The organism is Paraburkholderia fungorum (assembly GCF_046027605.1).
In the GTDB taxonomy this organism is placed as follows: domain Bacteria; phylum Pseudomonadota; class Gammaproteobacteria; order Burkholderiales; family Burkholderiaceae; genus Paraburkholderia; species Paraburkholderia fungorum_F.
In genome coordinates this window covers 207,966-228,550 of the sequence record NZ_JAQQEF010000012.1, presented here as the reverse complement: position 1 = coordinate 228,550, position 20,585 = coordinate 207,966, and the positions used below count along the sequence as shown (strand labels likewise).

Annotated in this window: 21 protein-coding genes and 1 other RNA gene; 16 read left to right on the top strand and 6 right to left on the bottom strand. The window is 61.5% G+C overall.

All coding sequences use genetic code 11. From position 1 onward, the window contains the following. Positions 1 to 9 precede the first annotated feature (9 nt). Positions 10 to 510, top strand: a complete 501-nt coding sequence (locus tag PQR53_RS21350) for a gluconokinase (protein ID WP_408457994.1) — start codon at positions 10 to 12, stop codon at positions 508 to 510. 110 nt (positions 511 to 620) lie between these two features. Here the strand turns inward: PQR53_RS21350 and purB are convergent, their stop codons facing one another. Further along, positions 621 to 2,009, bottom strand: a complete 1,389-nt coding sequence (gene purB, locus PQR53_RS21345) for an adenylosuccinate lyase (RefSeq protein WP_408457991.1) — start codon at positions 2,007 to 2,009, stop codon at positions 621 to 623. 216 nt (positions 2,010 to 2,225) lie between these two features. Between purB and PQR53_RS21340 the strand changes: the two genes are divergently transcribed. The 6 genes from PQR53_RS21340 to PQR53_RS21315 all read left to right on the top strand — a co-directional run bounded on the left by PQR53_RS21340 (position 2,226) and on the right by PQR53_RS21315 (position 8,110). Further along, positions 2,226 to 3,191: a LysR family transcriptional regulator gene (locus PQR53_RS21340; RefSeq protein WP_408457988.1), complete on the top strand. Its 966-nt coding sequence runs from the start codon at positions 2,226 to 2,228 to the stop codon at positions 3,189 to 3,191. Between the two features lie 137 nt (positions 3,192 to 3,328). Further along, complete coding sequence (locus tag PQR53_RS21335) at positions 3,329 to 4,642, top strand: Glu/Leu/Phe/Val family dehydrogenase (protein ID WP_408457987.1); 1,314 nt, start codon at positions 3,329 to 3,331, stop codon at positions 4,640 to 4,642. Between the two features lie 352 nt (positions 4,643 to 4,994). Continuing rightward, positions 4,995 to 5,888, top strand: coding sequence for a glutamate/aspartate ABC transporter substrate-binding protein (locus PQR53_RS21330; RefSeq protein ID WP_408457985.1), 894 nt, complete (start codon positions 4,995 to 4,997; stop codon positions 5,886 to 5,888). Positions 5,889 to 5,970: 82 nt separating this feature from the next. After that, entirely contained in the window at positions 5,971 to 6,711 is a 741-nt protein-coding gene (locus PQR53_RS21325; RefSeq protein WP_408457983.1) for an amino acid ABC transporter permease, read from the top strand. Next, on the top strand, positions 6,711 to 7,388 hold the full coding sequence (gene gltK / locus PQR53_RS21320) for a glutamate/aspartate ABC transporter permease GltK (RefSeq protein WP_408457981.1): 678 nt from the start codon (positions 6,711 to 6,713) through the stop codon (positions 7,386 to 7,388). The genes PQR53_RS21325 and gltK overlap by 1 nt, the downstream gene beginning before the upstream one ends. After that, the gene (locus PQR53_RS21315; protein ID WP_074282222.1) at positions 7,385 to 8,110 is read left to right on the top strand and encodes an amino acid ABC transporter ATP-binding protein; all 726 of its coding nucleotides are present in this window, start codon (positions 7,385 to 7,387) and stop codon (positions 8,108 to 8,110) included. The genes gltK and PQR53_RS21315 overlap by 4 nt, the downstream gene beginning before the upstream one ends. 104 nt (positions 8,111 to 8,214) lie before the next feature. On the opposite strand, the gene PQR53_RS21310 is transcribed toward PQR53_RS21315, so the two are convergent. Continuing rightward, positions 8,215 to 9,147, bottom strand: a complete 933-nt coding sequence (locus PQR53_RS21310) for a class II glutamine amidotransferase (RefSeq protein WP_408457978.1) — start codon at positions 9,145 to 9,147, stop codon at positions 8,215 to 8,217. Between the two features lie 178 nt (positions 9,148 to 9,325). On the opposite strand from PQR53_RS21310, the gene pyrC reads away from it, so the two are divergent. The 3 genes from pyrC to rnpB all read left to right on the top strand — a co-directional run bounded on the left by pyrC (position 9,326) and on the right by rnpB (position 11,728). After that, a complete protein-coding gene (pyrC, locus tag PQR53_RS21305) occupies positions 9,326 to 10,396 on the top strand; it encodes a dihydroorotase (RefSeq protein ID WP_408457976.1) in 1,071 nt (356 codons plus the stop codon). 11 nt (positions 10,397 to 10,407) lie between these two features. Then, a complete protein-coding gene (locus tag PQR53_RS21300; protein WP_408457973.1) occupies positions 10,408 to 11,241 on the top strand; it encodes a DUF3025 domain-containing protein in 834 nt (277 codons plus the stop codon). A 74-nt stretch (positions 11,242 to 11,315) separates the two neighbouring features. After that, positions 11,316 to 11,728: RNase P RNA component class A (gene rnpB / locus PQR53_RS21295), an RNA gene on the top strand. Between the two features lie 98 nt (positions 11,729 to 11,826). Here rnpB and PQR53_RS21290 read toward each other — a convergent pair. After that, positions 11,827 to 12,249: an OsmC family protein gene (locus tag PQR53_RS21290; RefSeq protein ID WP_408457971.1), complete on the bottom strand. Its 423-nt coding sequence runs from the start codon at positions 12,247 to 12,249 to the stop codon at positions 11,827 to 11,829. Positions 12,250 to 12,933: 684 nt separating this feature from the next. On the opposite strand from PQR53_RS21290, the gene rplM reads away from it, so the two are divergent. The 3 genes from rplM to erpA all read left to right on the top strand — a co-directional run bounded on the left by rplM (position 12,934) and on the right by erpA (position 14,399). Further along, positions 12,934 to 13,362: a 50S ribosomal protein L13 gene (rplM, locus tag PQR53_RS21285; protein ID WP_007180422.1), complete on the top strand. Its 429-nt coding sequence runs from the start codon at positions 12,934 to 12,936 to the stop codon at positions 13,360 to 13,362. An 11-nt stretch (positions 13,363 to 13,373) separates the two neighbouring features. Next, a complete protein-coding gene (rpsI, locus tag PQR53_RS21280) occupies positions 13,374 to 13,766 on the top strand; it encodes a 30S ribosomal protein S9 (RefSeq protein WP_011489810.1) in 393 nt (130 codons plus the stop codon). Positions 13,767 to 14,033: 267 nt separating this feature from the next. Next, entirely contained in the window at positions 14,034 to 14,399 is a 366-nt protein-coding gene (gene erpA / locus PQR53_RS21275; protein WP_007180424.1) for an iron-sulfur cluster insertion protein ErpA, read from the top strand. An 85-nt stretch (positions 14,400 to 14,484) separates the two neighbouring features. On the opposite strand, the gene PQR53_RS21270 is transcribed toward erpA, so the two are convergent. Then, on the bottom strand, positions 14,485 to 15,615 hold the full coding sequence (locus tag PQR53_RS21270; protein ID WP_408457968.1) for an anhydro-N-acetylmuramic acid kinase: 1,131 nt from the start codon (positions 15,613 to 15,615) through the stop codon (positions 14,485 to 14,487). A 267-nt stretch (positions 15,616 to 15,882) separates the two neighbouring features. Between PQR53_RS21270 and tyrS the strand changes: the two genes are divergently transcribed. From tyrS to PQR53_RS21255, 3 genes are all read left to right on the top strand, one after another. Further along, positions 15,883 to 17,127, top strand: coding sequence for a tyrosine--tRNA ligase (gene tyrS / locus PQR53_RS21265; protein WP_408457965.1), 1,245 nt, complete (start codon positions 15,883 to 15,885; stop codon positions 17,125 to 17,127). A gap of 52 nt (positions 17,128 to 17,179) precedes the next feature. Then, the gene (gene dtd, locus PQR53_RS21260; protein ID WP_323046750.1) at positions 17,180 to 17,638 is read left to right on the top strand and encodes a D-aminoacyl-tRNA deacylase; all 459 of its coding nucleotides are present in this window, start codon (positions 17,180 to 17,182) and stop codon (positions 17,636 to 17,638) included. A 123-nt stretch (positions 17,639 to 17,761) separates the two neighbouring features. Continuing rightward, positions 17,762 to 18,442: a histidine phosphatase family protein gene (locus PQR53_RS21255; protein ID WP_408457961.1), complete on the top strand. Its 681-nt coding sequence runs from the start codon at positions 17,762 to 17,764 to the stop codon at positions 18,440 to 18,442. A gap of 83 nt (positions 18,443 to 18,525) precedes the next feature. Here PQR53_RS21255 and PQR53_RS21250 read toward each other — a convergent pair whose 3' ends face one another. Both PQR53_RS21250 and ruvB read right to left on the bottom strand, forming a co-directional pair. Then, positions 18,526 to 19,464, bottom strand: a complete 939-nt coding sequence (locus PQR53_RS21250; RefSeq protein ID WP_408457959.1) for an oxygenase MpaB family protein — start codon at positions 19,462 to 19,464, stop codon at positions 18,526 to 18,528. A 33-nt stretch (positions 19,465 to 19,497) separates the two neighbouring features. Then, on the bottom strand, positions 19,498 to 20,562 hold the full coding sequence (ruvB, locus tag PQR53_RS21245) for a Holliday junction branch migration DNA helicase RuvB (RefSeq protein ID WP_408457956.1): 1,065 nt from the start codon (positions 20,560 to 20,562) through the stop codon (positions 19,498 to 19,500). Positions 20,563 to 20,585 lie beyond the last annotated feature (23 nt).

The window sequence follows — 20,585 nt, the reverse complement described above, 5'->3', positions numbered from 1 at the left end:
GAGTTTTTGATGATTCTGATCGCAATGGGCGTGTCGGGCGCCGGCAAAACGAGGATTGGCGAAATGCTGGCGGAACGCCTGCACTGCGCATTTACCGACGGCGACGCATTTCACAGCGCCGCCAACAAGGAGAAAATGCACAAAGGCATTCCGCTCACCGACGAAGACCGTTGGCCGTGGCTGCAAACCATCCGCGCGGCGATCGAAGAGAAACAGAAGGCGGCCGAGGAGGCGGTGTTCACGTGTTCGTCGCTGAAGCGCTCGTACCGCGACGTTCTGCGCGGCGGCAACGGCGATAAGGACGTGTGCTTCGTTTATCTGAAGGGTTCGTTCGAGGTGCTACGCGAGCGGCTGACCACACGCACCGGTCACTTCTTCGATCCTTCGCTGCTGCAAAGCCAGCTCGATACGCTCGAAGAACCTGGTTCGGACGAGGCGATCACGGTGAGCATCGAATTGTCGCCGGAACAAATCGTGGATGAGGTGTTGATTCAGATGAAGGCCCGGTGAGTTTCTGGCTCACGCGTGCAGGATGAAAAAATAGGCGCTCCGAGGAGCGCCTATTTTTATGCCGCAATGCCTGGCTGAAGCCAGCCAGGCAAACAGCGAGCCTTGATCGCTTAAGCGATCCGCCTGGCCAACTCCACCGCCTTGCCGATATACGAACCCGGCGTCATGGCAAGCAAACGATCCTTCGCATCTTGCGGAATCGCGAGACCGGTCACGAACGTTTGCAGCGCTTCACGCGTGATGCCCTTGCCGCGCGTCAGTTCCTTCAATTGCTCGTACGGGTTCTCGATGCCGTAACGGCGCATCACCGTTTGCACCGGTTCGGCCAGCACTTCCCAGCAGTTATCCAGGTCTTCGTTCAGACGCTGCGCATTCACTTCGAGCTTGTCCAGACCGCGGATCAGCGAGTCGTACGCAAGCAGCGAGTAGCCGAACGCGACGCCGATATTGCGCAGCACCGTCGAGTCGGTGAGGTCGCGCTGCCAGCGCGAAATCGGCAGCTTGTCGGCCAGGTGGCGCAGGGTTGCGTTCGCCAGACCGAGATTGCCTTCCGAATTTTCGAAGTCGATCGGATTGACCTTGTGCGGCATGGTCGACGAGCCAATTTCGCCGGCCTTCGTGCGTTGCTTGAAGTAGCCGACCGAGATGTAGCCCCACACGTCGCGGTCCAGATCCAGCAGGATCGTGTTGGCGCGCGACACGGCGTCGAACAGTTCGGCCATGTAATCGTGCGGCTCGATCTGGATCGTGTACGGATTGAACGTGAGCTTCAGACGCTGTTCGACTACTTCACGCGAGAACGCTTCCCAGTCGAATTCCGGATAGGCGGACAGGTGCGCATTGAAGTTGCCGACCGCGCCGTTCATCTTGCCCAGCAGTTCGACCTTCGCGATACGGTCGATTGCGCGTTCCAGACGCGCCGCGACATTAGCGATTTCCTTGCCGAGCGTGGTGGGGCTGGCCGGCTGGCCGTGCGTGCGCGACAGCATCGGCTGTTCGGCGTGAGCGTGAGCCAGCGCCACGAGGCGTTGGTGCACCGAACGCAGCGCCGGCAGAATCACGTGCTCGCGCGCGCCGGCCAGCATCAGGCCGTGTGACGTATTGTTGATGTCTTCCGAGGTGCAGGCGAAATGAATGAACTCGCTCGCGCGTTCCAGTTCTTCCTGACCCTTCACCGATTCCTTCAGCCAGTACTCGACCGCTTTCACGTCGTGATTCGTGACGCGTTCAATGTCCTTGATGCGCGCGGCGTCGTGCGCGGTGAAGCGCTCGGCCAGCTGCAGCAGGAATTGTTCGGACGCTTCGGAAAAGCGCGGCACCTCGGCGAAACCGGCGTGCGAGAGCGCGATCAGCCAGTGGATTTCAACCGTCACGCGATTGCGCATGAAAGCGGCTTCCGAGAGCCACTCGCGCAGGGCTTCGGTTTTCGAGGCGTAACGGCCGTCGAGCGGGGAGAGCGCGTTCAGCGCGAACAGGGTGTCGGGGCGGGTGTCGGACATGATGGCGGCGGGTTGGGGCGTTGAATGCTCGGCGAGCGCTCAGCGACCAGTTCGGGAACGGAGGGAATCGCGAATTTTACCATCGTGCGGCTTTCTGCCCGAAGTTGGCGGCGATCGGTCTCTCTTCATCTCGCATTGGCCTGCACGGAAACCCGGTTCGCCAGCCGCGCCGCTAGAATGGCGACTCCTTCCCTCCCGCCGGCAGCAGGCTTTCGCATGGAACTGAAATGGCTCGAAGACTTCGTTTCGCTCGCGGAAACGCGTAGTTTCAGCCGCTCGGCCGAATTGCGTCACGTCACGCAGCCGGCGTTTTCGCGGCGGATTCAGGCGCTGGAAGCGTGGCTCGGCACGGAACTGATCGACCGTTCGGTTTACCCGACGCGGCTGACGGCGGCAGGCCAGGTGTTCTACGAGCAGGCGCTCGCGATGCTGTCGCAGTTCCACGAGGCGCGCGCGCTGCTGCGCGGGCACACGGCGACGCCGCAAGCGACCATCGAGTTCGCGGTGCCGCACACGCTGTCGCTGACGTATTTTCCGCGCTGGCTGCAACGCATCGAGGCGCAGATGGGCCCGATCCATACCCGGCTGCGGGCGTTGAACGTGCACGACGCGGCGTTGGCGCTGGTGGAAGGCGGCTGCGATCTGATGATGGGCTATCACCATCCGAGCCATCCGGTCGCGCTCGATCCGGCGCGCTACGACATGCTCACACTAGGCAACGAGCCGATCAGTCCGTTCTCGGCGCCGGGCCGCGCCGGGCGTCCGCGTCACACCCTGCCGGGCAGTGCCGAGGCACCGGCGCCATATCTCACGTACACGCCGAACGCATATCTGGGTCGCATGACCGAAGTGATCCTGGCCAATGCACCGGAGCGCCTCTACCTCGACCGGCTGTACGAAACCGACATGGCCGAGGGGCTCAAGGCGATGGCGCTGGCCGGCCACGGCATCGCGTTCCTGCCGCACAGCGCGGTGGAAGACGCGGTCGCCGACGGCAAGCTGATCCGCCTCGACCGAGCCATGCGCGGCACGCCCGAAGGACAGCTCACCTTGACGATGGAGATTCGCCTGTATCGCGACAAGCTCGCGGCGAAGAGCGACGATGCGCGGCAGATCCTTGTGCGGCAACTTTGGGACGTGGTGTCGGAGGAACTGGCGCAGCAAGGCGCGAGCGCTGCCTGAAATCTGTCTACCTACGACATGAATTTGCAGCTTCTCGATGGTTATGCGAAAAAAACATAATGGGATAAGGAAACGGCATTGGATTTCAAAAGCGCGTTTTTCGACAATGACGCTATTCGATCAACGCCGGAGCGTTCATGTCTTCACAGCAGCAAGTCGCACAATCCGCATCATCGTTGCAGTCGGTTCCCTCCTACCTCAATAGCGAAGACCTCGGCCCGTGGGGCAACTACCTGCGTCAGGTCGATCGCGTCGCGCCGTACCTCGGCTCGCTGTCCCGCTGGCTCGAAACCCTGAAGCGCCCGAAGCGCATTCTGATCGTCGACGTGCCTATCGAACTCGATAACGGCACGGTTGCGCACTTCGAAGGCTATCGCGTGCAGCACAATGTGTCGCGTGGTCCGGGCAAGGGCGGTGTGCGTTATCACCAGGATGTGACGCTGTCGGAAGTGATGGCGCTGTCGGCGTGGATGTCGGTGAAGAACGCGGCTGTGAATGTGCCATACGGCGGCGCGAAGGGCGGTATTCGTGTCGATCCGCGCACCTTGTCGCGTGGCGAGCTGGAGCGCATGACGCGCCGCTACACGAGTGAAATCGGCATCATCATCGGACCGAACACCGACATCCCCGCGCCGGACGTGAACACGAACGAGCAGATCATGGCGTGGATGATGGACACGTACTCGATGAACCAGGGCCAAACGGCCACGGGCGTCGTGACCGGCAAGCCGATCACGCTCGGCGGTTCGCTGGGCCGCCGGGAAGCGACGGGCCGTGGCGTGTTCGTGGTCGGTAGCGAAGCGGCACGCCGCATCGGCTTCGACATCGAAGGCGCGCGGATCGCCGTGCAGGGCTTCGGTAACGTGGGCGGCATTGCTGCGCGTCTGTTCCAGGAAGCGGGTGCCAAGGTGGTCGCGGTGCAGGATCACACCGGTTCGCTGTACAAGTCGACCGGTATCGATGCGCGCGCATTGCTCGAGCACGTCGCGAAGACGGGCGGCGTGGGCGGTTTCCCGGAAGCCGACGCGGTGACGAATGAGGAATTCTGGAGCGTCGAATCCGACATCCTGATTCCGGCTGCGCTGGAAAACCAGATCACCGAAAAGAACGCGGGAAAGATCAAGACGAAGATCGTCGTGGAAGGCGCCAACGGCCCGACCACCACGGCAGCGGACGACATTCTGCACGACCGCGGCATCCTCGTGATCCCGGACGTGGTGGCGAATGCCGGCGGCGTGACGGTGTCGTACTTCGAGTGGGTGCAGGACTTCTCGAGCTTCTTCTGGACCGAAGACGAGATCAACCAGCGCCTCGAGCGCGTGATGCGCGAGGCATTTGCCGCAGTGTGGCAAGTGTCGAGCGAGCAGAAGGTGTCCGTGCGGACCGCGGCGTTTATCGTCGCGTGTAAGCGGATTCTGGAAGCGCGCGAATTGCGTGGCCTGTACCCCTGATTGTCCGGTCTGAAACAGTGGGTCCGCCAATTCGCGGACCGCTGCCAATCCTTGCTTCAACGCGGTTCACAAGACCGCGTGTTTGACCCGGCGGGCGGCATCGGATCGATGCCGCCCGCCTTTGCGTATCTGCCCCAAAGGGGCTTTCGCCTGGCGCGCGGCGTTTGGATCAATGGCTAAGGCGCCGTAATCCCATGGCGGCGCGCGCTCCGGAGGAAGTCTCCCGCCCCGAAGGAAGTCCCTTTGAGGACTGGGGGGATTGGGGAAACACGCAACAAACATGGTTTATAGCGATACTTTCAGAATAATTACTTTGCTAAACTGGCGCCGGTTCTTGCCAAGGAGATCACACATGAAGGTTAAAAAAGCTGCGCTGCTGCTCGCGACTCTCGGACTGTTTACGGTTGGCGCGCATGCGCAAGACGCTGGTACGCTGAAAAAGATCAAGGACACGGGCGTCATCTCGCTGGGTCATCGCGAATCGTCGATCCCGTTTTCGTATTACGACGACAAACAGAACGTCATCGGTTATTCGCAGGAATTCGCGCTGAAGGTGGTGGAGGCGGTCAAGGTAAAGCTGAACATGCCTAACCTGAAGGTCAAGCTCACGCCGGTCACGTCGCAAAACCGTATTCCGCTGGTGCAGAACGGCACCGTCGATATGGAATGCGGCTCCACTACCAACAACGCCGAGCGTCAGCAACAGGCTGCGTTCTCGAACACGATCTTCGTGATCGGCACGCGTCTGATGACCAAGAAAGACTCGGGCATCAAGGACTTCCCGGACCTGAAGGGCAAGACCGTCGTCACGACGGCCGGCACCACCTCTGAGCGCCTGCTTCGCAAGATGAACCAGGACAAGAGCATGGGCATGAACATCATCAGCGCGAAGGACCATGGCGAGTCGTTCCTGACGCTCTCCACCGGCCGCGCTGCCGCGTTCATGATGGACGACGCCCTGCTGGCAGGCGAGCGCGCCAAGTCGAACAATCCGGGCGACTTCGTGATCGTCGGCGCGCCGCAATCGCATGAAGCGTACGGCTGCATGATTCGCAAGAACGATCCAGAATTCAAGAAGGTGGTCGACGACGCGATCGCGAAGGTCGAAACCTCGGGCGAGGCCGATCAGATCTACAAGAAGTGGTTCGAATCGCCGATTCCGCCGAAGGGCCTCAACCTGAACTTCCCGGAAAGCGACGACATCAAGGCGCTCTTCAAGAGCCCGAATGACAAGGCTATCGATTAAACCGTAGCTGTTTTTTTGAAACGCTGAACGAAACGGAAGGGGCTACGCGCTTCTTCCGTTTCTTTTTGCTGGAGTCTTGGTCATGTCATATCACTGGAACTGGGGCATTCTGCTGAGTCCGGTCTCCACCGGCGAGCCGACCACCTATCTGGGCTGGCTGATGTCCGGCTTCTGGGTGACGATTACCGTGTCGCTGGCGGCATGGGTGATCGCGCTGATCGTCGGCTCGTTTTTCGGTGTGCTGCGCACGCTGCCGAATAAATGGGCGTCGGGCATCGGCACGCTCTACGTTGCGATTTTCCGCAACATCCCGCTGATCGTGCAGTTCTTCATCTGGTATCTGGTGATACCAGAGTTGCTGCCGCCGTCGATCGGCAACTGGTTCAAGCAACTGCCGCCAGGCGCGCAGTTCTTCTCGTCATCGATCATCTGTCTCGGGCTGTTCACCGCCGCGCGCGTGTGCGAGCAGGTGCGCTCGGGCATCAACGCGTTGCCGCGCGGCCAGCGCGCCGCGGGTCTGGCAATGGGTTTCACGCAGTGGCAGACGTATCGCTATGTGCTGCTGCCGGTTGCGTATCGGATCATCGTGCCGCCGCTCACGTCCGAGTTCCTGAACATCTTCAAGAACTCGGCGGTCGCGTCGACCATCGGTCTGCTGGATCTGTCCGCTCAGGCGCGCCAATTGGTCGACTACACGTCGCAGACGTATGAGTCGTTCATCGCGGTCACGCTCGCGTACATGCTGATCAATCTGGTCGTGATGCAACTGATGCGCTGGGTCGAAGCCAGGACCCGGTTGCCCGGCTATATCGGAGGTAAGTGATGCATCATTTCGACTGGAGTGGTATTCCGGGCGCACTGCCTACGCTGTGGACCGGCGCGATCGTCACGATCAAGATCACGCTGATCGCGATCGTGTTCGGCATCATCTGGGGCACGATTCTCGCCATGATGCGGCTCTCGCCAATCAAGCCCTTGGCATGGTTCGCGAAGGCTTATGTCACGATCTTCCGTTCGATCCCGCTGGTGATGGTGCTGCTGTGGTTCTTCCTGATCGTGCCGCAGGTGCTGCAGAACGTGCTGGGCTTGTCGCCGGATATCGACATCCGGCTCGCTTCGGCGATGGTCGCTTTCTCGTTGTTCGAGGCAGCGTACTATTCGGAAATCATCCGCGCCGGTATTCAGGCGGTGCCACGCGGGCAGGTCAATGCCGCGTTTGCGCTCGGCATGAGTTACCCGCAGGCCATGCGCCTCATCGTGCTGCCGCAGGCGTTCCGCGCGATGGTGCCGCTGCTGCTTACGCAAGGTATCGTGCTGTTTCAGGATACGTCGCTCGTCTACGTGATCAGCCTCGCCGACTTCTTCCGCACCGCCACGAATATTGGCGACCGTGACGGTACGAATGTCGAAATGGTACTGTTCGCGGGCGCGTGTTATTTCGTGATCTGCGTGATCGCGTCGAGCCTCGTCAAAGGTCTTCAGAAAAAGGTCGCAAGATGATCTCTATCAAGAATGTTTCGAAGTGGTACGGTCAGTTTCAAGTGCTGACCGACTGCACGACGGAAGTCAAAAAGGGTGAAGTGGTGGTGGTGTGCGGGCCGTCGGGCTCGGGCAAGTCCACGCTGATCAAAACCGTCAACGGCCTCGAGCCGTTCCAGAAGGGCGAGATCGTCATCAACGGCCAATCGCTGACGGACAAGAAAACCAACTTGTCCAAGTTGCGTGCGAAGGTCGGCATGGTGTTCCAGCACTTCGAGCTGTTCCCGCATCTGTCGATCGTGCAGAACCTGACGCTCGCGCAGATCAAGGTGCTCGGCCGCTCGAAAGACGAAGCCACCACCAAGGGCTACAAGCTGCTCGACCGCGTCGGTCTGCGTGCGCATGCGGACAAATTCCCGGGGCAGTTGTCGGGCGGTCAGCAGCAGCGTGTGGCGATTGCGCGCGCGCTGTCGATGGACCCGATCGCGATGCTGTTCGACGAACCGACGTCCGCGCTCGATCCGGAAATGATCAATGAAGTGCTCGACGTGATGGTCGAACTTGCGCAGGAAGGCATGACCATGATGTGCGTCACGCACGAAATGGGCTTTGCCAAGAAGGTCGCGCACCGCGTGATCTTCATGGACAAGGGCTTGATCGTGGAAGACGACCGCAAGGAAGACTTCTTCGCGAATCCGAAGTCGGATCGTGCGAAGGATTTCCTCGCGAAGATTCTGCACTGAGGTTTTGGTCGGGGCACGCTGCTTATGTGGCGTGGCCCTTGTAGAAAAAAGCCGCTTCGTTGGATGAAGCGGCTTTTTGTTTTTGACGTTGGCGAGCGCGCGGATCAGGATTCGAAAGCGGCGGTGTCGTCCGCGGCTTCGAGGTCGACCTCGGGGTCGGCCGTGGCCACCGCGTCGACCGAAGCCGCAATCGTAGTTGCCGAAGCCGATGCGTCCAACGCCGGATTGCGCAGCTTCTCCAGCACCGAAGACGGCACCGGCACGTTGACGTGGCCGATCACGTCGCCATGCTGGAACATCATCAGGTCGCCTGGCTGGAAGGCGGTCCACACTTCGTTATCGGTGAGCGGCTTGGTCGCGATCACGGCGACGCGATCTTCCGGCGTCGTGTATTTGGCGAAATCGATCGACACGTCCGCATCGACCAGGTGAGCGGTCGAGAAGGGCCAGCGCCGCACGATGAAATGCAGATGCGTCGAGCAATGGGCGAACAGCGCCTGGCCGTTCGACATCAGGAAATTGAACACGCCGAATTGCGTGATCTCGCGCGTAAGCGTTTCGAGTGCCTCGAACAGTTCTTCCAGCGGCGGCTGGCAACCCGGAAAAGCTTTGCGCAAACCTTGCAGCAGCGCGCAGAACGCGAGCTCGCTATCAGTCGTGCCGACTGGCTGATATACGCCGTTGAGCGCCGGCGAATAATCCTTCAGGTCGCCGTTGTGCGCGAAGATCCAGTGACGTCCCCACAGTTCGCGCATGAACGGGTGGCAGTTCTCGAGCAGGATGTGCCCTTGCGTTGCCTTGCGAATATGCGCGATCGTGTTCTTCGATTTAATCGGGTAGCGCTTGACCATCTCGGCGATCGGCGAGGTAGCCGATGACTGATGATCGATGAACAGGCGGCACGCTTTGTCTTCGAAGAAGGCGATGCCCCAACCGTCCGCGTGGTGATCGGTGACGCCGCCGCGCGCCGCAAAGCCGGTGAACGAGAACGTGACGTCCGTCGGCGCGGCGCAGTTCATTCCGAGAAGTTGGCACATGTTGCGGGTAAGCCTGGGAACGGGGCGAGCCGTTACAATGATGATTTTCCAAGCATATCACCGAGCCAGAAGCGCCAAATAGCAAAATTGACGTGTGTTCAGGCCGCAACGGTACGAATTGCCGTCGTATGCTCGCGTCGATCGGACTTTTCCCGCAGAATCTCGTTCCCCTCTCGCCATGACCGCTTCCAACGCCTCTCCCGATTCCATCGACACCGTTACGCTCGCCCGCCCCGACGACTGGCACCTGCACGTTCGCGACGGCGAGATGCTCGCGGCCGTCCTGCCGGACACCGCGCGCCAGTTCGGCCGCGCGATCATCATGCCTAACCTGAAGCCGCCGGTCACCACGACCGCGATGGCTGAGGCGTATCGCGAGCGCATCGTCGCCGCGATTCCGGCCGGCGCGAAGTTCGAACCGCTGATGACGCTATACCTGACCGACAACACGCCGCCCGACGAAATCCGCCGCGCGCGCGAAAGCGGTTTCGTGCATGGCGTGAAGCTTTACCCCGCGGGCGCGACGACCAACTCGGACGCAGGCGTCACCGACATCATGAAATGCGCCAAAACGCTCGAAGTGATGCAGGAAACCGGTATGCCGCTGTTGGTACACGGCGAAGTGACGGATTCGTCGATCGACCTGTTCGATCGCGAGAAAGTGTTCATCGACCGTGTGATGACGCCGCTGCGCCGCGCGTTTCCGGCGCTGAAGGTGGTGTTCGAGCACATCACCACGAAAGATGCCGTCGACTACATCCGCGAAGCCGGCGTGGCGCCGGGGCTGCTCGGTGCGACCATTACCGCGCACCATCTGCTGTACAACCGCAACGCGATCTTCCAGGGCGGTATTCGCCCGCATTACTACTGCCTGCCGGTGTTGAAGCGCGAGACGCATCGCGTGGCGCTGGTCGAGGCGGCGACCTCGGGCAATCCACGCTTCTTCCTCGGCACCGATAGCGCGCCGCATCCGAAGGGTTTGAAAGAGCACGCATGCGGCTGCGCGGGTTGCTACACGGCGCTGCATGCGCTCGAACTCTATACGGAAGCATTCGACAAAGCCGGTGCGCTGGATAAACTTGAGGGCTTCGCCAGCTTCTTCGGTGCGGACTTCTATGGTCTGCCGCGCAGCGCGGAGAAGGTCACGCTGCGTCGCGAAGAATGGACGCTGCCGGCTGAATTGCCGGTGGGTGACACACCTGTTGTGCCGCTGCGTGGCGGTGAGTCGATTGGGTGGCGCCTCGTCTGAGGCTGCTTTAGATGCCCGGGCAAGAGGCGGCGCGCGTGGACTTCGGTTTCGCCGGGATTGACTGGTCGAAGCCGTGGTTCGCGCAGTTCGCGGCGCGCGGCGAGCGCTGGCAGCAGCGTGCGCTGACGAGCTACGCCGCCTTGCTCGCGGAAATGAACGCCGATGCCGGCGAGATGCGGCAGGTCACGGGGCGCGGTCAGCGCCTCGCGTTCATTGCGCAAGACGATCTACCGCCGGGCGCGGCTTATGAGGCACACATCGCGTCGACGGGCTGCGTGCCGACGCGCCATAACCTGCATGACTTCTTCAACGGGTCGATGTGGTTTGCGTTTCCCCGTATCAAGGCGGCACTGAACGCGCGGCAGTCGGCGGCGATCGACGCGTTAGGCGTCGGCCCGACTCGCGGCGGCATGCGCGATACGCTGACCTTGTTCGACGAAAACGCGTTGCTGTTCGCCTGTGCCGATCCAATGTTGAGCACCGCGTTGCGCGGATTTGACTGGCAGACGTTGCTGGTCGCTCATCGTGACGCCTGGGGGAGGCGCTGCGAAGTGCGCTGCTTTGGTCATGCGCTGCTGGAAAAGCTGGTCGCGCCATTCAAGGCGTGCACAGGGCACGCGTGGATTGTCGACGTGCCTTCCGGGTATTTCGGATGGGACGCCGCGGCGCGCGATGCCTGGCTCGACGAGGCGGTGAGCGCAACGCTGCTCGGCACGGAGGCATTGACGAGCCGTATGTTCGCGCCGCTCCCTGTGCTTGGCATTCCAGGGTGGTGGCCTGAGAACGAAGTGCCGGCGTTTTACGAGGATGTCTCGGTGTTTCGAGCAGGCCGCCGTACGCGCTAGGGCCAGCCGCCATTCGGCTATTTCTCCCCCCGACGCGGCTCCCCCTTCCTGCAGATGGTAAAATGCGCCCCAGCAAAGCAGGCCAGGCAGTCGCGGCCTCCGCGGTTTCGGCCAAAGAGGGCGAGGAAAGTCCGGACTCCATAGGGCAGGGTGATGGCTAACGGCCATCCGTGGTGACACGCGGAACAGGGCAACAGAAAGCAAACCGCCGATGGCCCGGCGCAAGTCGGGATCAGGTAAGGGTGAAACGGTGCGGTAAGAGCGCACCGCGGCTGCTGCAAGGCAGACCGGCACGGTAACCTCCACCCGGAGCAATTCCAAGTAGGCAGGCTAGCATCTTCGAGGTGCAGGACGGGGCCCCCGTCACGTCTGCGGGTAGGAAGCTTGAGCGCGTCAGTAATGGCGCGCCTAGAGGAATGACTGCTACGCGCGCGCGTTTTCGGACGTGGTGCGTGCACAGAATCCGGCTTATCGGCTTGCTTTGCCACCCAACAAAAAATGCCGGCGTCCTTGCGGACGCCGGCATTTTTATTTTGCCGCTCTGGTTTGCTTAAATACGCGGCGACCTGTGCCGAAGCACCCTACTCAAGCCGCGACGATATCGAACGAGTGCGTGAGCTCAGCGGTCTTCGCGATCATGATCGACGCCGAGCAGTATTTGTCATGCGACAGATTGATCGCGCGTTCCACGGTAGCCGGGTTCAGATTCTTGCCCGTCACGGTGAAATGAAAGTGGATTTTGGTGAACACTTTCGGATCTTCGCTGGCGCGCTCGGCCTTCAGCGTGACTGAGCAGGCGGCGATTTCCTGGCGGCTTTTCTTCAGGATCATCACCACGTCATAGGCGGTGCAACCACCCGTGCCGAGCAGAACCATTTCCATTGGACGCGGCGAAAGATTGCGGCCGCCGCCTTCCGGCGCGCCGTCCATCGTGACCAGATGGCCGCTGCCGGTCTCGGCCGCAAATGCCATTCCGTCCTGTCCCATCCAGCTAACTTTGCATTCCATGCTGTGCTCCACCGCGCTGCGCTTATATCGAAACGGCATTGTAGCCCGGCGTTTGCGTGTCCGCCCGGTGTGACTTTTCGCCGGAACTTATGCGCGATGACGGTTTGCATGTTGCGGTGCGGCATGTTCCGCTGATTCGGGAATGCCCTGACGGGTTTAGGGGTTTTACTCTAGCTGATGTCTGCTTTGGCAGGGGCTCAAAAGTGCATTAACGGTTGATTTTAAAGAGAATTATTCGAATTCTACGGCGCGCGGTTATTTGCCGCATTATGAAATTGAATTTCGCAATGCAAATGTTCTTGCGTCGCACAAGGCCACCTCATATAATCGATCCCATCGGTTGCAGCAGTTCTGCAACCTCCGCTGTCTCCTCCACCTCCTCCTTTGGTGGATTAAACCCGAACCACTAGTTCGGGTTTTTTTTCGCCTGCGACTTGGCCCTCTTCGATGTCGTGTTCAGGGCTAACCAGACGGTCAAATGACCCTTGCCGGTTGAGAAATCGAACGATTTCTCGCCGCACGCGTCGCAAGTTTTGACTAGGCGTGACAAATTCCTTTATAATTCAGGGCTTTTCCGCATTCGCGCCCGCGGAGGAAGAACCAGGGAGAGCCTGCACGCGCCTCGATGCGCACACTACAAGCAGGAAAAAATACATTGGGCGCAGCAATTTTTTTGGATCGATCATGAAGACGTTTTCCGCAAAAGCCCATGAGGTTACGCGTGAATGGTACGTGATTGACGCGACGGATAAGGTTCTCGGGCGTGTCGCCAGCGAAGTGGCACACCGTCTTCGCGGCAAGCACAAGCCTGAATTCACTCCGCACGTCGACACCGGTGATTTCATCATCGTTATCAACGCCGGCAAGTTGCGCGTCACGGGCAACAAGGCTACTGACAAGAAGTACTACCGTCACTCGGGTTACCCGGGCGGTATCTATGAAACGACGTTCGGCAAGATGCAAGAACGCTTCCCGGGCCGTGCGCTCGAGAAAGCGGTCAAGGGCATGCTGCCGAAGGGCCCGCTCGGCTACGCGATGATCAAGAAGCTGAAGGTCTACGCTGAAGCAACGCATCCGCATTCGGCACAACAGCCGAAAGCGCTCGAGATCTAAGGGGAGCCCACATGATCGGTAACTGGAATTACGGCACGGGCCGCCGCAAGAGCGCCGTCGCACGCGTCTTCATCAAGGCTGGCAAGGGCGATATCGTTGTGAACGGCAAGCCTATCGCCGATTACTTTTCGCGCGAAACGTCGCTGATGATCGTGCGTCAGCCGCTGGAACTCACGAACCACGGCGTTACGTTCGACATCAAAGTCAACGTGACGGGTGGCGGTGAAACGGGTCAAGCCGGTGCGGTTCGCCACGGCATCACCCGCGCGCTGATGGACTACGACGCAACGCTGAAGCCGGAACTGTCGAAGGCTGGCTTCGTGACGCGTGATGCTCGTGAAGTGGAACGTAAGAAGGTCGGTTTCCACAAGGCACGTCGCAGGAAGCAATTCTCGAAGCGTTAATCGCTTCGTGTGCGATCCGGCTTTCGGGCTGGAACGCTGCAAAAGCCGCCAACGCTTTCGCGAAGGCGGCTTTTTTTATGGGTTTGTGGCCTCGCGTCGCGGTAACGATTTTATTGCCGAGGGGCAATTTGATCCGCTCAGGCAGGCTGGCTGCGGCCTCGGCGCCGTCCACTGAATTTCCCGTAAGAACCCATTGATTTTGTGGGCTTCGGCACGATATCGAGATCAGCCCTACAATAGCGGTTAGAAGCTTTTTGGAGAGTTCGAATGAACGCAGTCACCGATACACCCGTGACCGAGATGCCCGCCCCCTTCGTTTTTACCGACGCAGCGGCTGACAAGGTCAAGCAACTGATCGAAGAAGAAGGCAATGCGGACCTCAAACTGCGCGTTTTCGTGCAGGGCGGCGGCTGCTCGGGCTTTCAATACGGTTTTACGTTTGACGAAGCCGTCAACGAAGACGACACCGTCATGAACAAGAGCGGCGTCCAGCTGCTGATCGATTCGATGAGCTACCAGTATCTGGTCGGCGCGGAGATCGACTACAAGGACGACATCAACGGCGCGCAGTTCGTCATCAAGAATCCGAACGCAACCACCACGTGTGGTTGCGGCTCGTCGTTCTCGGTTTGATGGCAAACCGTTCTGGTAAAGGTTGTAAAGGAAACGGGGCTTCGGCCCCGTTTTTTATTGCTTGCGCTAAACCCATGCGGTTCGATTAGCGCGGGTAGATCGCCCCCAGCACGCGCTCGGCAGCGGCGCCGGTGACCGCCGGCAAATTGCCCGGCAGCCGCGCCATGCAGCGCATGGCCAGCCATGCGAACGCCAGCGGCTCAACCTGGCTCGGCGGTACGCCGAGCGCGTCGGTTGTCATCACCGGCACGCCACTGACGCCGCTGTCCTCCAGCGCCTGTTGCAGCGCTTTCAGAATCTCCGGATTGCGCGCACCGCCGCCACACACATACACCGCCTTGGCATCCGATGCATGCCGTTCGATCTCACGAGCAACCGTCACTGCGGTCAGCGCAACCAGCGTCGCTTGAACATCCGCAGGGGCAACTGCGGCGAACGGCTGGAGTTTCGCATCGAGCCATTCGGCGTTGAACAGGTCGCGGCCCGTGCTTTTCGGTGGCTGTTGCGAGAAGAAGGGCTCGTCTAGCAACGCGTTCAGTAGCGGACGATCCACCTGGCCGCCGGCCGCGAAGTGGCCGTTCTCGTCAAAAGGCTTGCCGAGATGGCGCTGCGCCCACTCGTCGAGCAGCGCGTTTGCCGGACCGCAGTCGAAGCCGCGCACGCTGCCGGTCGCGTTCAGGATCGTGATATTGCTGATGCCGCCAAGATTGCAGACCACCCGCGTTTCGTCTTTCGCGCCGAATACGGTAGCGTGAAACGCCGGCACAAGCGGCGCGCCCTGACCGCCGGCCGCGACATCGCGGCTACGAAAATCCGCGACGACGTCGATGTGCATCATTTCCGCGAGCAGCGCCGGGTTGTTGATCTGCCGCGTGTAACCCTTTTCCGGCCGATGCCGCACCGTCTGACCGTGGACGCCGATTGCGCGGACTTCCGCGGCTGCCACGCGGCTGCTCTGGAGCAATTCGTGGCAGCACACCGTGTAGCGCGTGGCGAGCGCATTGGCGGCTAGCGCTTCGCGTTCGATCTCGTTGTCGCCCGGTTGTTGCAGCGCGAACAAGGCCTCGCGCAAGCCTGCTGCGAAGCCGACGAACGCCTCGGCCAGCACTTGCGGCGGTTTGCCTTCGGCGAATCTGACGGCCACGCCGTCCACGCCGTCCATGCTCGTGCCGGACATCAGTCCGAAGTAGACGCCATCTGCGGGGTCTTGCGCCACGTTGCTGCTCCTCTCGAGGGTTCGTTGCGATCCGTTGTAGCAGATTATCGACGCAAGCGCGCCCGAATATAAAGCACCGCAATGCCAGCGGCGCGCCCCGGTGCGCGGAAACCCCATGCCGAAGGATCTGCAGGCGCCCCCTTGCGGCCGCTTGTGACCACTAAAGGTCCCTGAGCGCCACTTAAGCTCGCGTGAGCCTGTGTCGATGGGCGCGGCGGCGCGCATCTATGGGACAATCTCCTTTTTTTGCGACTTCACGTTTCCAGCATGAGCACCGAGTCCACCAAGCCCAGCCCCGCCTTCCCGATCACCGACGAAGTCCGTCACGCGCTCGCCGTCACCAAACGTGGTGTCGACGAATTGCTGATCGAAGACGAATTCGCGCAAAAGCTCGCGAAGAGCCAAGCTACCGGCAAGCCGCTGCGCATCAAGCTCGGTCTCGATCCGACCGCGCCTGACATCCACATCGGCCATACGGTCGTGCTGAACAAGATGCGCCAGTTGCAGGACCTCGGTCACACGGTGATTTTCCTGATCGGCGACTTCACGTCGCTGATTGGCGATCCGTCTGGCCGTAACGCCACGCGCCCGCCGCTTACGCGCGAGCAGATCGAATCGAACGCGAAGACGTACTTCGAGCAGGCCGCGCTCGTGCTCGACCGCGACAAGACCGAAATCCGCTACAACAGCGAATGGTCGATGCCGCTCGGCGCCGACGGCATGATCAAGCTTGCATCGCGCTACACGGTGGCGCGTATTCTCGAGCGCGAAGATTTCACCAAGCGGTTCCAGGGCGGCGTGCCGATCTCGATCCACGAATTCCTGTACCCGTTGATGCAAGGCTACGACTCGGTCGCGCTGAATGCCGATCTCGAACTCGGCGGCACGGACCAGAAATTCAACCTGCTGGTGGGTCGCGAACTGCAGAAGCAATACGGTCAGGAGCAGCAGTGCATCCTGACCATGCCGCTGCTCGAAGGCCTGGATGGCGTCGAGAAGATGTCAAAGTCGAAGAACAACTACATCGGCATCAGCGAAAAGCCGACGGACATGTTCGGCAAGCTGATGAGCATCTCCGACGTGATGATGTGGCGTTATTTCGAATTGCTGTCGTTCCGTCCGATGGACGAGATCGCCGGTTTCCAGAAAGAGATCGAAGCAGGCCGCAACCCGCGCGATTTCAAGGTGATGCTTGGCCAGGAAATCGTCGCGCGCTTCCACTCGCAAGCCGATGCCGAGCGCGCGCTCGAAGACTTCAATCATCGCGCGAAGGGCGGCGTGCCGGACGATATCCCGGCGGTAACGCTCGCGGGCGCCCCGCTCGCAATCGGCCAGTTGCTCAAGCAGGCGAACCTCGTGCCGTCCACCAGTGAGGCGCTGCGCAACATCGAGCAGGGCGGCGTGAAGATCGACGGCACGACAGTGTCCGACAAGGGCCTGAAGGTCGAAGCCGGCGAGTACGTCGTGCAGGTCGGCAAGCGCCGCTTTGCGCGTGTCACGTTGAAGGCTTGATGCTCAGCACCAACGTAATGTCGACTCAGGTGTTGCATCCGGAGTCGCGCCGATGATCGCGCTGATCCAGCGCGTGCGGCGCGCGGAAGTGCGCGTGGGTGACCGCGTCACCGGCGCGATCGAGGCGGGCCTGCTCGCGCTCGTGTGCGCCGAACGCGGCGACACCGAAGGCGCCGCTGACCGGCTGCTCGCCAAGGTGCTCGGCTACCGCGTCTTCAGCGACGCGGCCGGCAAGATGAATCTTTCCGTGCAGAATCTCGACGGCGCGGGGCGCGCAGGCGGTTTGCTGCTGGTTTCGCAATTCACCTTGGCCGCCGACACCAACAGCGGCTTGCGTCCCAGCTTCACGCCTGCCGCCCCGCCCGATGAGGGCAAGCGGCTGTTCGATTACTTCGTCTCGGCCGCGCGTACAAAGCATCCGATTGTCGAGACAGGCGAGTTCGGCGCCGATATGCAGGTGTCGCTCGTCAATGACGGGCCGGTCACGTTCTGGTTGCAGACCAACGCCTGAATTTCAACTGCCGTTTCAACTGCCGCCGCGTCGTGTCCGCGGCGGTACGCATCGACTCATCCAGCCGCTTTTTGCGACAATAGCGGCTCGGCATAACCGGCTACTGGCGCCCACGCTCATCCCATGACAACGCAGATTCTGTTCATCCGCCACGGCGAAACCGACTGGAACCGCATCAAGCGCATTCAAGGCCACATCGACATTCCGCTTGCAACGACCGGCTTCGCGCAGGCGCAAAGCCTTGCAAGCCGCATCGCGAATGAGGTGAAAGAGGGCGCGCGGCTCGACGCGATCTATTCAAGCGATCTGCTTCGCGCCCAGCAAACCGCGCAGCCGATCGGCGACGCGCTCGGGCTGCCTTTGCAACTGAGTGAGGGTTTGCGCGAGCGCTCATACGGCGCGTTTCAGGGGCATGACAGCGACGAGATCGCCGTCCGTTTCCCGGATGAATATGCGCACTGGCAAACCCGCGATCCGGGTTTCGCGCCGCCTGAAGGCGAATCGCAGCGCGCGTTTTACCACCGCGTGCTGCATGCGGTCGAGCCGATCGTCGCTGCGCATCCGGGCGGACGGGTCGCTGTCGTCGCGCACGGCGGTGTGCTCGATTGTGTGCGCCGTTTTGCGGCCCGTTTGTCGCTCGATGCGCCGCGCGATTACGCGTTGCTGAACACGAGCGTCAACGTGGTGGATTTCGCCCACGACGCCCGTACGGCGACGATCGTCTCGTGGGCAGACGTGTCGCATCTCGACGCGCCGAGCGAAGACGATAGCTTCAAGAAGAGAGAGCCGGAAGCGGGGCGTTAAGCGGCTCGGCTTCCGCTTGCGTGGAATGGGTTTGTGCCGGGCACGCCTTGTCCCGCGCATTTCGCAGTGCTATTTCGCGTGACTCACGTCGATTCGCGCGCGGCGGCAACACGGCGGCGTGCCCGCTTCGATACTCCGTTCACCAGGGCCCAGCGGATCACCGGCGCGACCAGCTTTACGCCTGGCCTCGCGATCGCGCGGCGAACGCCGGCAAAGCGGCCGAAGCCGAGCATCCCTTGCGCCCAGTCGGGCAGCAGATCCACACCCGCATTCAACATCAGCAGCCGTGCGGGCCGCATCGCCGCAGTGGGTGCCGGCGCGTTCATGAGAATCCTCACGACTTGCTGAGTGCGCTCGCTGGCCACCAGTTCAGACTGCATGGCGAGCAGATAAGCGTCAATCTCGGCGCGTGAGCGCGGAATAGCGGACGCACCGAGCATCTCGGCGATGCGCCCGGTTTCCGCGAAGTACTGATCCTGCGCGGCAACGGGCAGCAACGGGTTCACGTACCGTAAGTGCGCAGTCATGAAACTCGATACCTCGGCCACGTGCACCCACGTCAGCAAGGCCGGGTCGCTTGCGCGATAAGGCTGGCCATCGGGTCCAACACCTGTGACGTCGAGGTGAATACGCTTCACGCGCTCGATCAGCGCTAGCGCATCGTGCCGGTTGCCATACGTGGTGCCGGCGATGAACGTTGCGGTTCGGCGCAGGCGCCCAAGAATATCGGTGCGAAATGTCGAATGGTCCCATACGCCGGCGAGCGCCAGCGGGTGCAATGCCTGGAGCAGCAGTGCGCTGACGCCGCCCGTCATCATCGATGTGAAGTCGGCGTGGACATTCCAGCACACGGAGTCGGGGCCGAAGAGCCCGGGGTCTCCCGGCGGCGATGAGTAGTCGAGTGTGGGGCCGCTGCCGGTGGTCAGGTGCGTGACGCCTGCGGCCAGCTTCGCGCGGATCCTGCCCATGAGTAACTGCGAGAGGGCGCCGCGTGAAGCGGGCTGCTTGACTTGATCGGACATCTCTAGATCGATCTCACGCGACGGGTGTCCGGCTCAGGTTGCGGCCGCATCCCACAGCCCGGATATGGGACTGGAGGAGTCCGGCGCGGCGAGACCGAAGTGCCGGTACGTGAGCAGCGTGGCGACTCGGCCACGCGGCGTGCGCTGCAGGAAGCCTTGCTGGATCAGATACGGTTCGAGCACGTCTTCAATCGTGTCGCGCTCTTCGCCGATGGCGGCCGCCAGATTGTCGACGCCGACCGGGCCGCCGTCGAACTTGTGGAGGATCGCTTCGAGGAGCTTGCGGTCCATCAGATCGAAGCCCACCGCGTCCACGTCGAGCATTTTGAGCGCGGCGTCAGCGACTTGCGCGGTGATGTTGCCGTCCGCTTTGACCTCGGCGAAATCGCGCACGCGGCGCAACAGTCGGTTCGCGATCCGCGGCGTGCCGCGCGCGCGCTTGGCGATTTCGAACGCGCCGTCCGGATGAATCTGCGCATTCAGCAGCGACGCCGAACGCGTGACGATGCGGGCAAGCTCTTCGGCGTTGTAAAACTCGAGCCGCGCGACGATACCGAAGCGGTCCCGCAGCGGATTGGTCAGCATGCCCGCGCGGGTGGTTGCGCCGACCAGCGTGAACGGCTGCAGGTCCAGCTTGACGCTGCGCGCGGCCGGCCCCTCGCCGATCATGATGTCGATCTGATAGTCCTCCAACGCCGGGTACAGAATTTCTTCGACGACCGGCGAGAGCCGGTGGATTTCGTCGATGAATAAGACGTCGTTGGCTTCGAGATTGGTGAGCAGCGCGGCGAGGTCGCCGGCGCGTTCGAGCACCGGACCGGAGGTCTGCCGCAGATTGACGCCCATTTCCCGCGCGATGATGTGTGCGAGGGTGGTCTTGCCGAGACCCGGCGGCCCGAACAGCAGCACGTGGTCGAGCGATTCGGAACGGCGCTTGGCGGCCTCGATGAAGATTTCCAGCTGACCGCGCACTTTTTCCTGCCCGACATATTCTTCGAGCTGGCGCGGGCGCAACGCGCGTTCGAACGCTTCTTCGTTCGGCGAGACGGGCGTGGCCGCGATGATGCGCTCGGCGGCGAGTTTGTCGGTTTCGATCATGCGGTTATTGTACCGCGCGCGCC

Coding starts and splice junctions, on each gene's coding strand:
- PQR53_RS21350 (WP_408457994.1), top strand. CDS start 10: ATGATTCTGATCGCAATGGGCGTGTCGGGCGCCGGCAAAACGAGGATT.
- purB (WP_408457991.1), bottom strand. CDS start 2,009: ATGTCCGACACCCGCCCCGACACCCTGTTCGCGCTGAACGCGCTCTCC.
- PQR53_RS21340 (WP_408457988.1), top strand. CDS start 2,226: ATGGAACTGAAATGGCTCGAAGACTTCGTTTCGCTCGCGGAAACGCGT.
- PQR53_RS21335 (WP_408457987.1), top strand. CDS start 3,329: ATGTCTTCACAGCAGCAAGTCGCACAATCCGCATCATCGTTGCAGTCG.
- PQR53_RS21330 (WP_408457985.1), top strand. CDS start 4,995: ATGAAGGTTAAAAAAGCTGCGCTGCTGCTCGCGACTCTCGGACTGTTT.
- PQR53_RS21325 (WP_408457983.1), top strand. CDS start 5,971: ATGTCATATCACTGGAACTGGGGCATTCTGCTGAGTCCGGTCTCCACC.
- gltK (WP_408457981.1), top strand. CDS start 6,711: ATGCATCATTTCGACTGGAGTGGTATTCCGGGCGCACTGCCTACGCTG.
- PQR53_RS21315 (WP_074282222.1), top strand. CDS start 7,385: ATGATCTCTATCAAGAATGTTTCGAAGTGGTACGGTCAGTTTCAAGTG.
- PQR53_RS21310 (WP_408457978.1), bottom strand. CDS start 9,147: ATGTGCCAACTTCTCGGAATGAACTGCGCCGCGCCGACGGACGTCACG.
- pyrC (WP_408457976.1), top strand. CDS start 9,326: ATGACCGCTTCCAACGCCTCTCCCGATTCCATCGACACCGTTACGCTC.
- PQR53_RS21300 (WP_408457973.1), top strand. CDS start 10,408: ATGCCCGGGCAAGAGGCGGCGCGCGTGGACTTCGGTTTCGCCGGGATT.
- PQR53_RS21290 (WP_408457971.1), bottom strand. CDS start 12,249: ATGGAATGCAAAGTTAGCTGGATGGGACAGGACGGAATGGCATTTGCG.
- rplM (WP_007180422.1), top strand. CDS start 12,934: ATGAAGACGTTTTCCGCAAAAGCCCATGAGGTTACGCGTGAATGGTAC.
- rpsI (WP_011489810.1), top strand. CDS start 13,374: ATGATCGGTAACTGGAATTACGGCACGGGCCGCCGCAAGAGCGCCGTC.
- erpA (WP_007180424.1), top strand. CDS start 14,034: ATGAACGCAGTCACCGATACACCCGTGACCGAGATGCCCGCCCCCTTC.
- tyrS (WP_408457965.1), top strand. CDS start 15,883: ATGAGCACCGAGTCCACCAAGCCCAGCCCCGCCTTCCCGATCACCGAC.
- dtd (WP_323046750.1), top strand. CDS start 17,180: ATGATCGCGCTGATCCAGCGCGTGCGGCGCGCGGAAGTGCGCGTGGGT.
- PQR53_RS21255 (WP_408457961.1), top strand. CDS start 17,762: ATGACAACGCAGATTCTGTTCATCCGCCACGGCGAAACCGACTGGAAC.
- PQR53_RS21250 (WP_408457959.1), bottom strand. CDS start 19,464: ATGTCCGATCAAGTCAAGCAGCCCGCTTCACGCGGCGCCCTCTCGCAG.
- ruvB (WP_408457956.1), bottom strand. CDS start 20,562: ATGATCGAAACCGACAAACTCGCCGCCGAGCGCATCATCGCGGCCACG.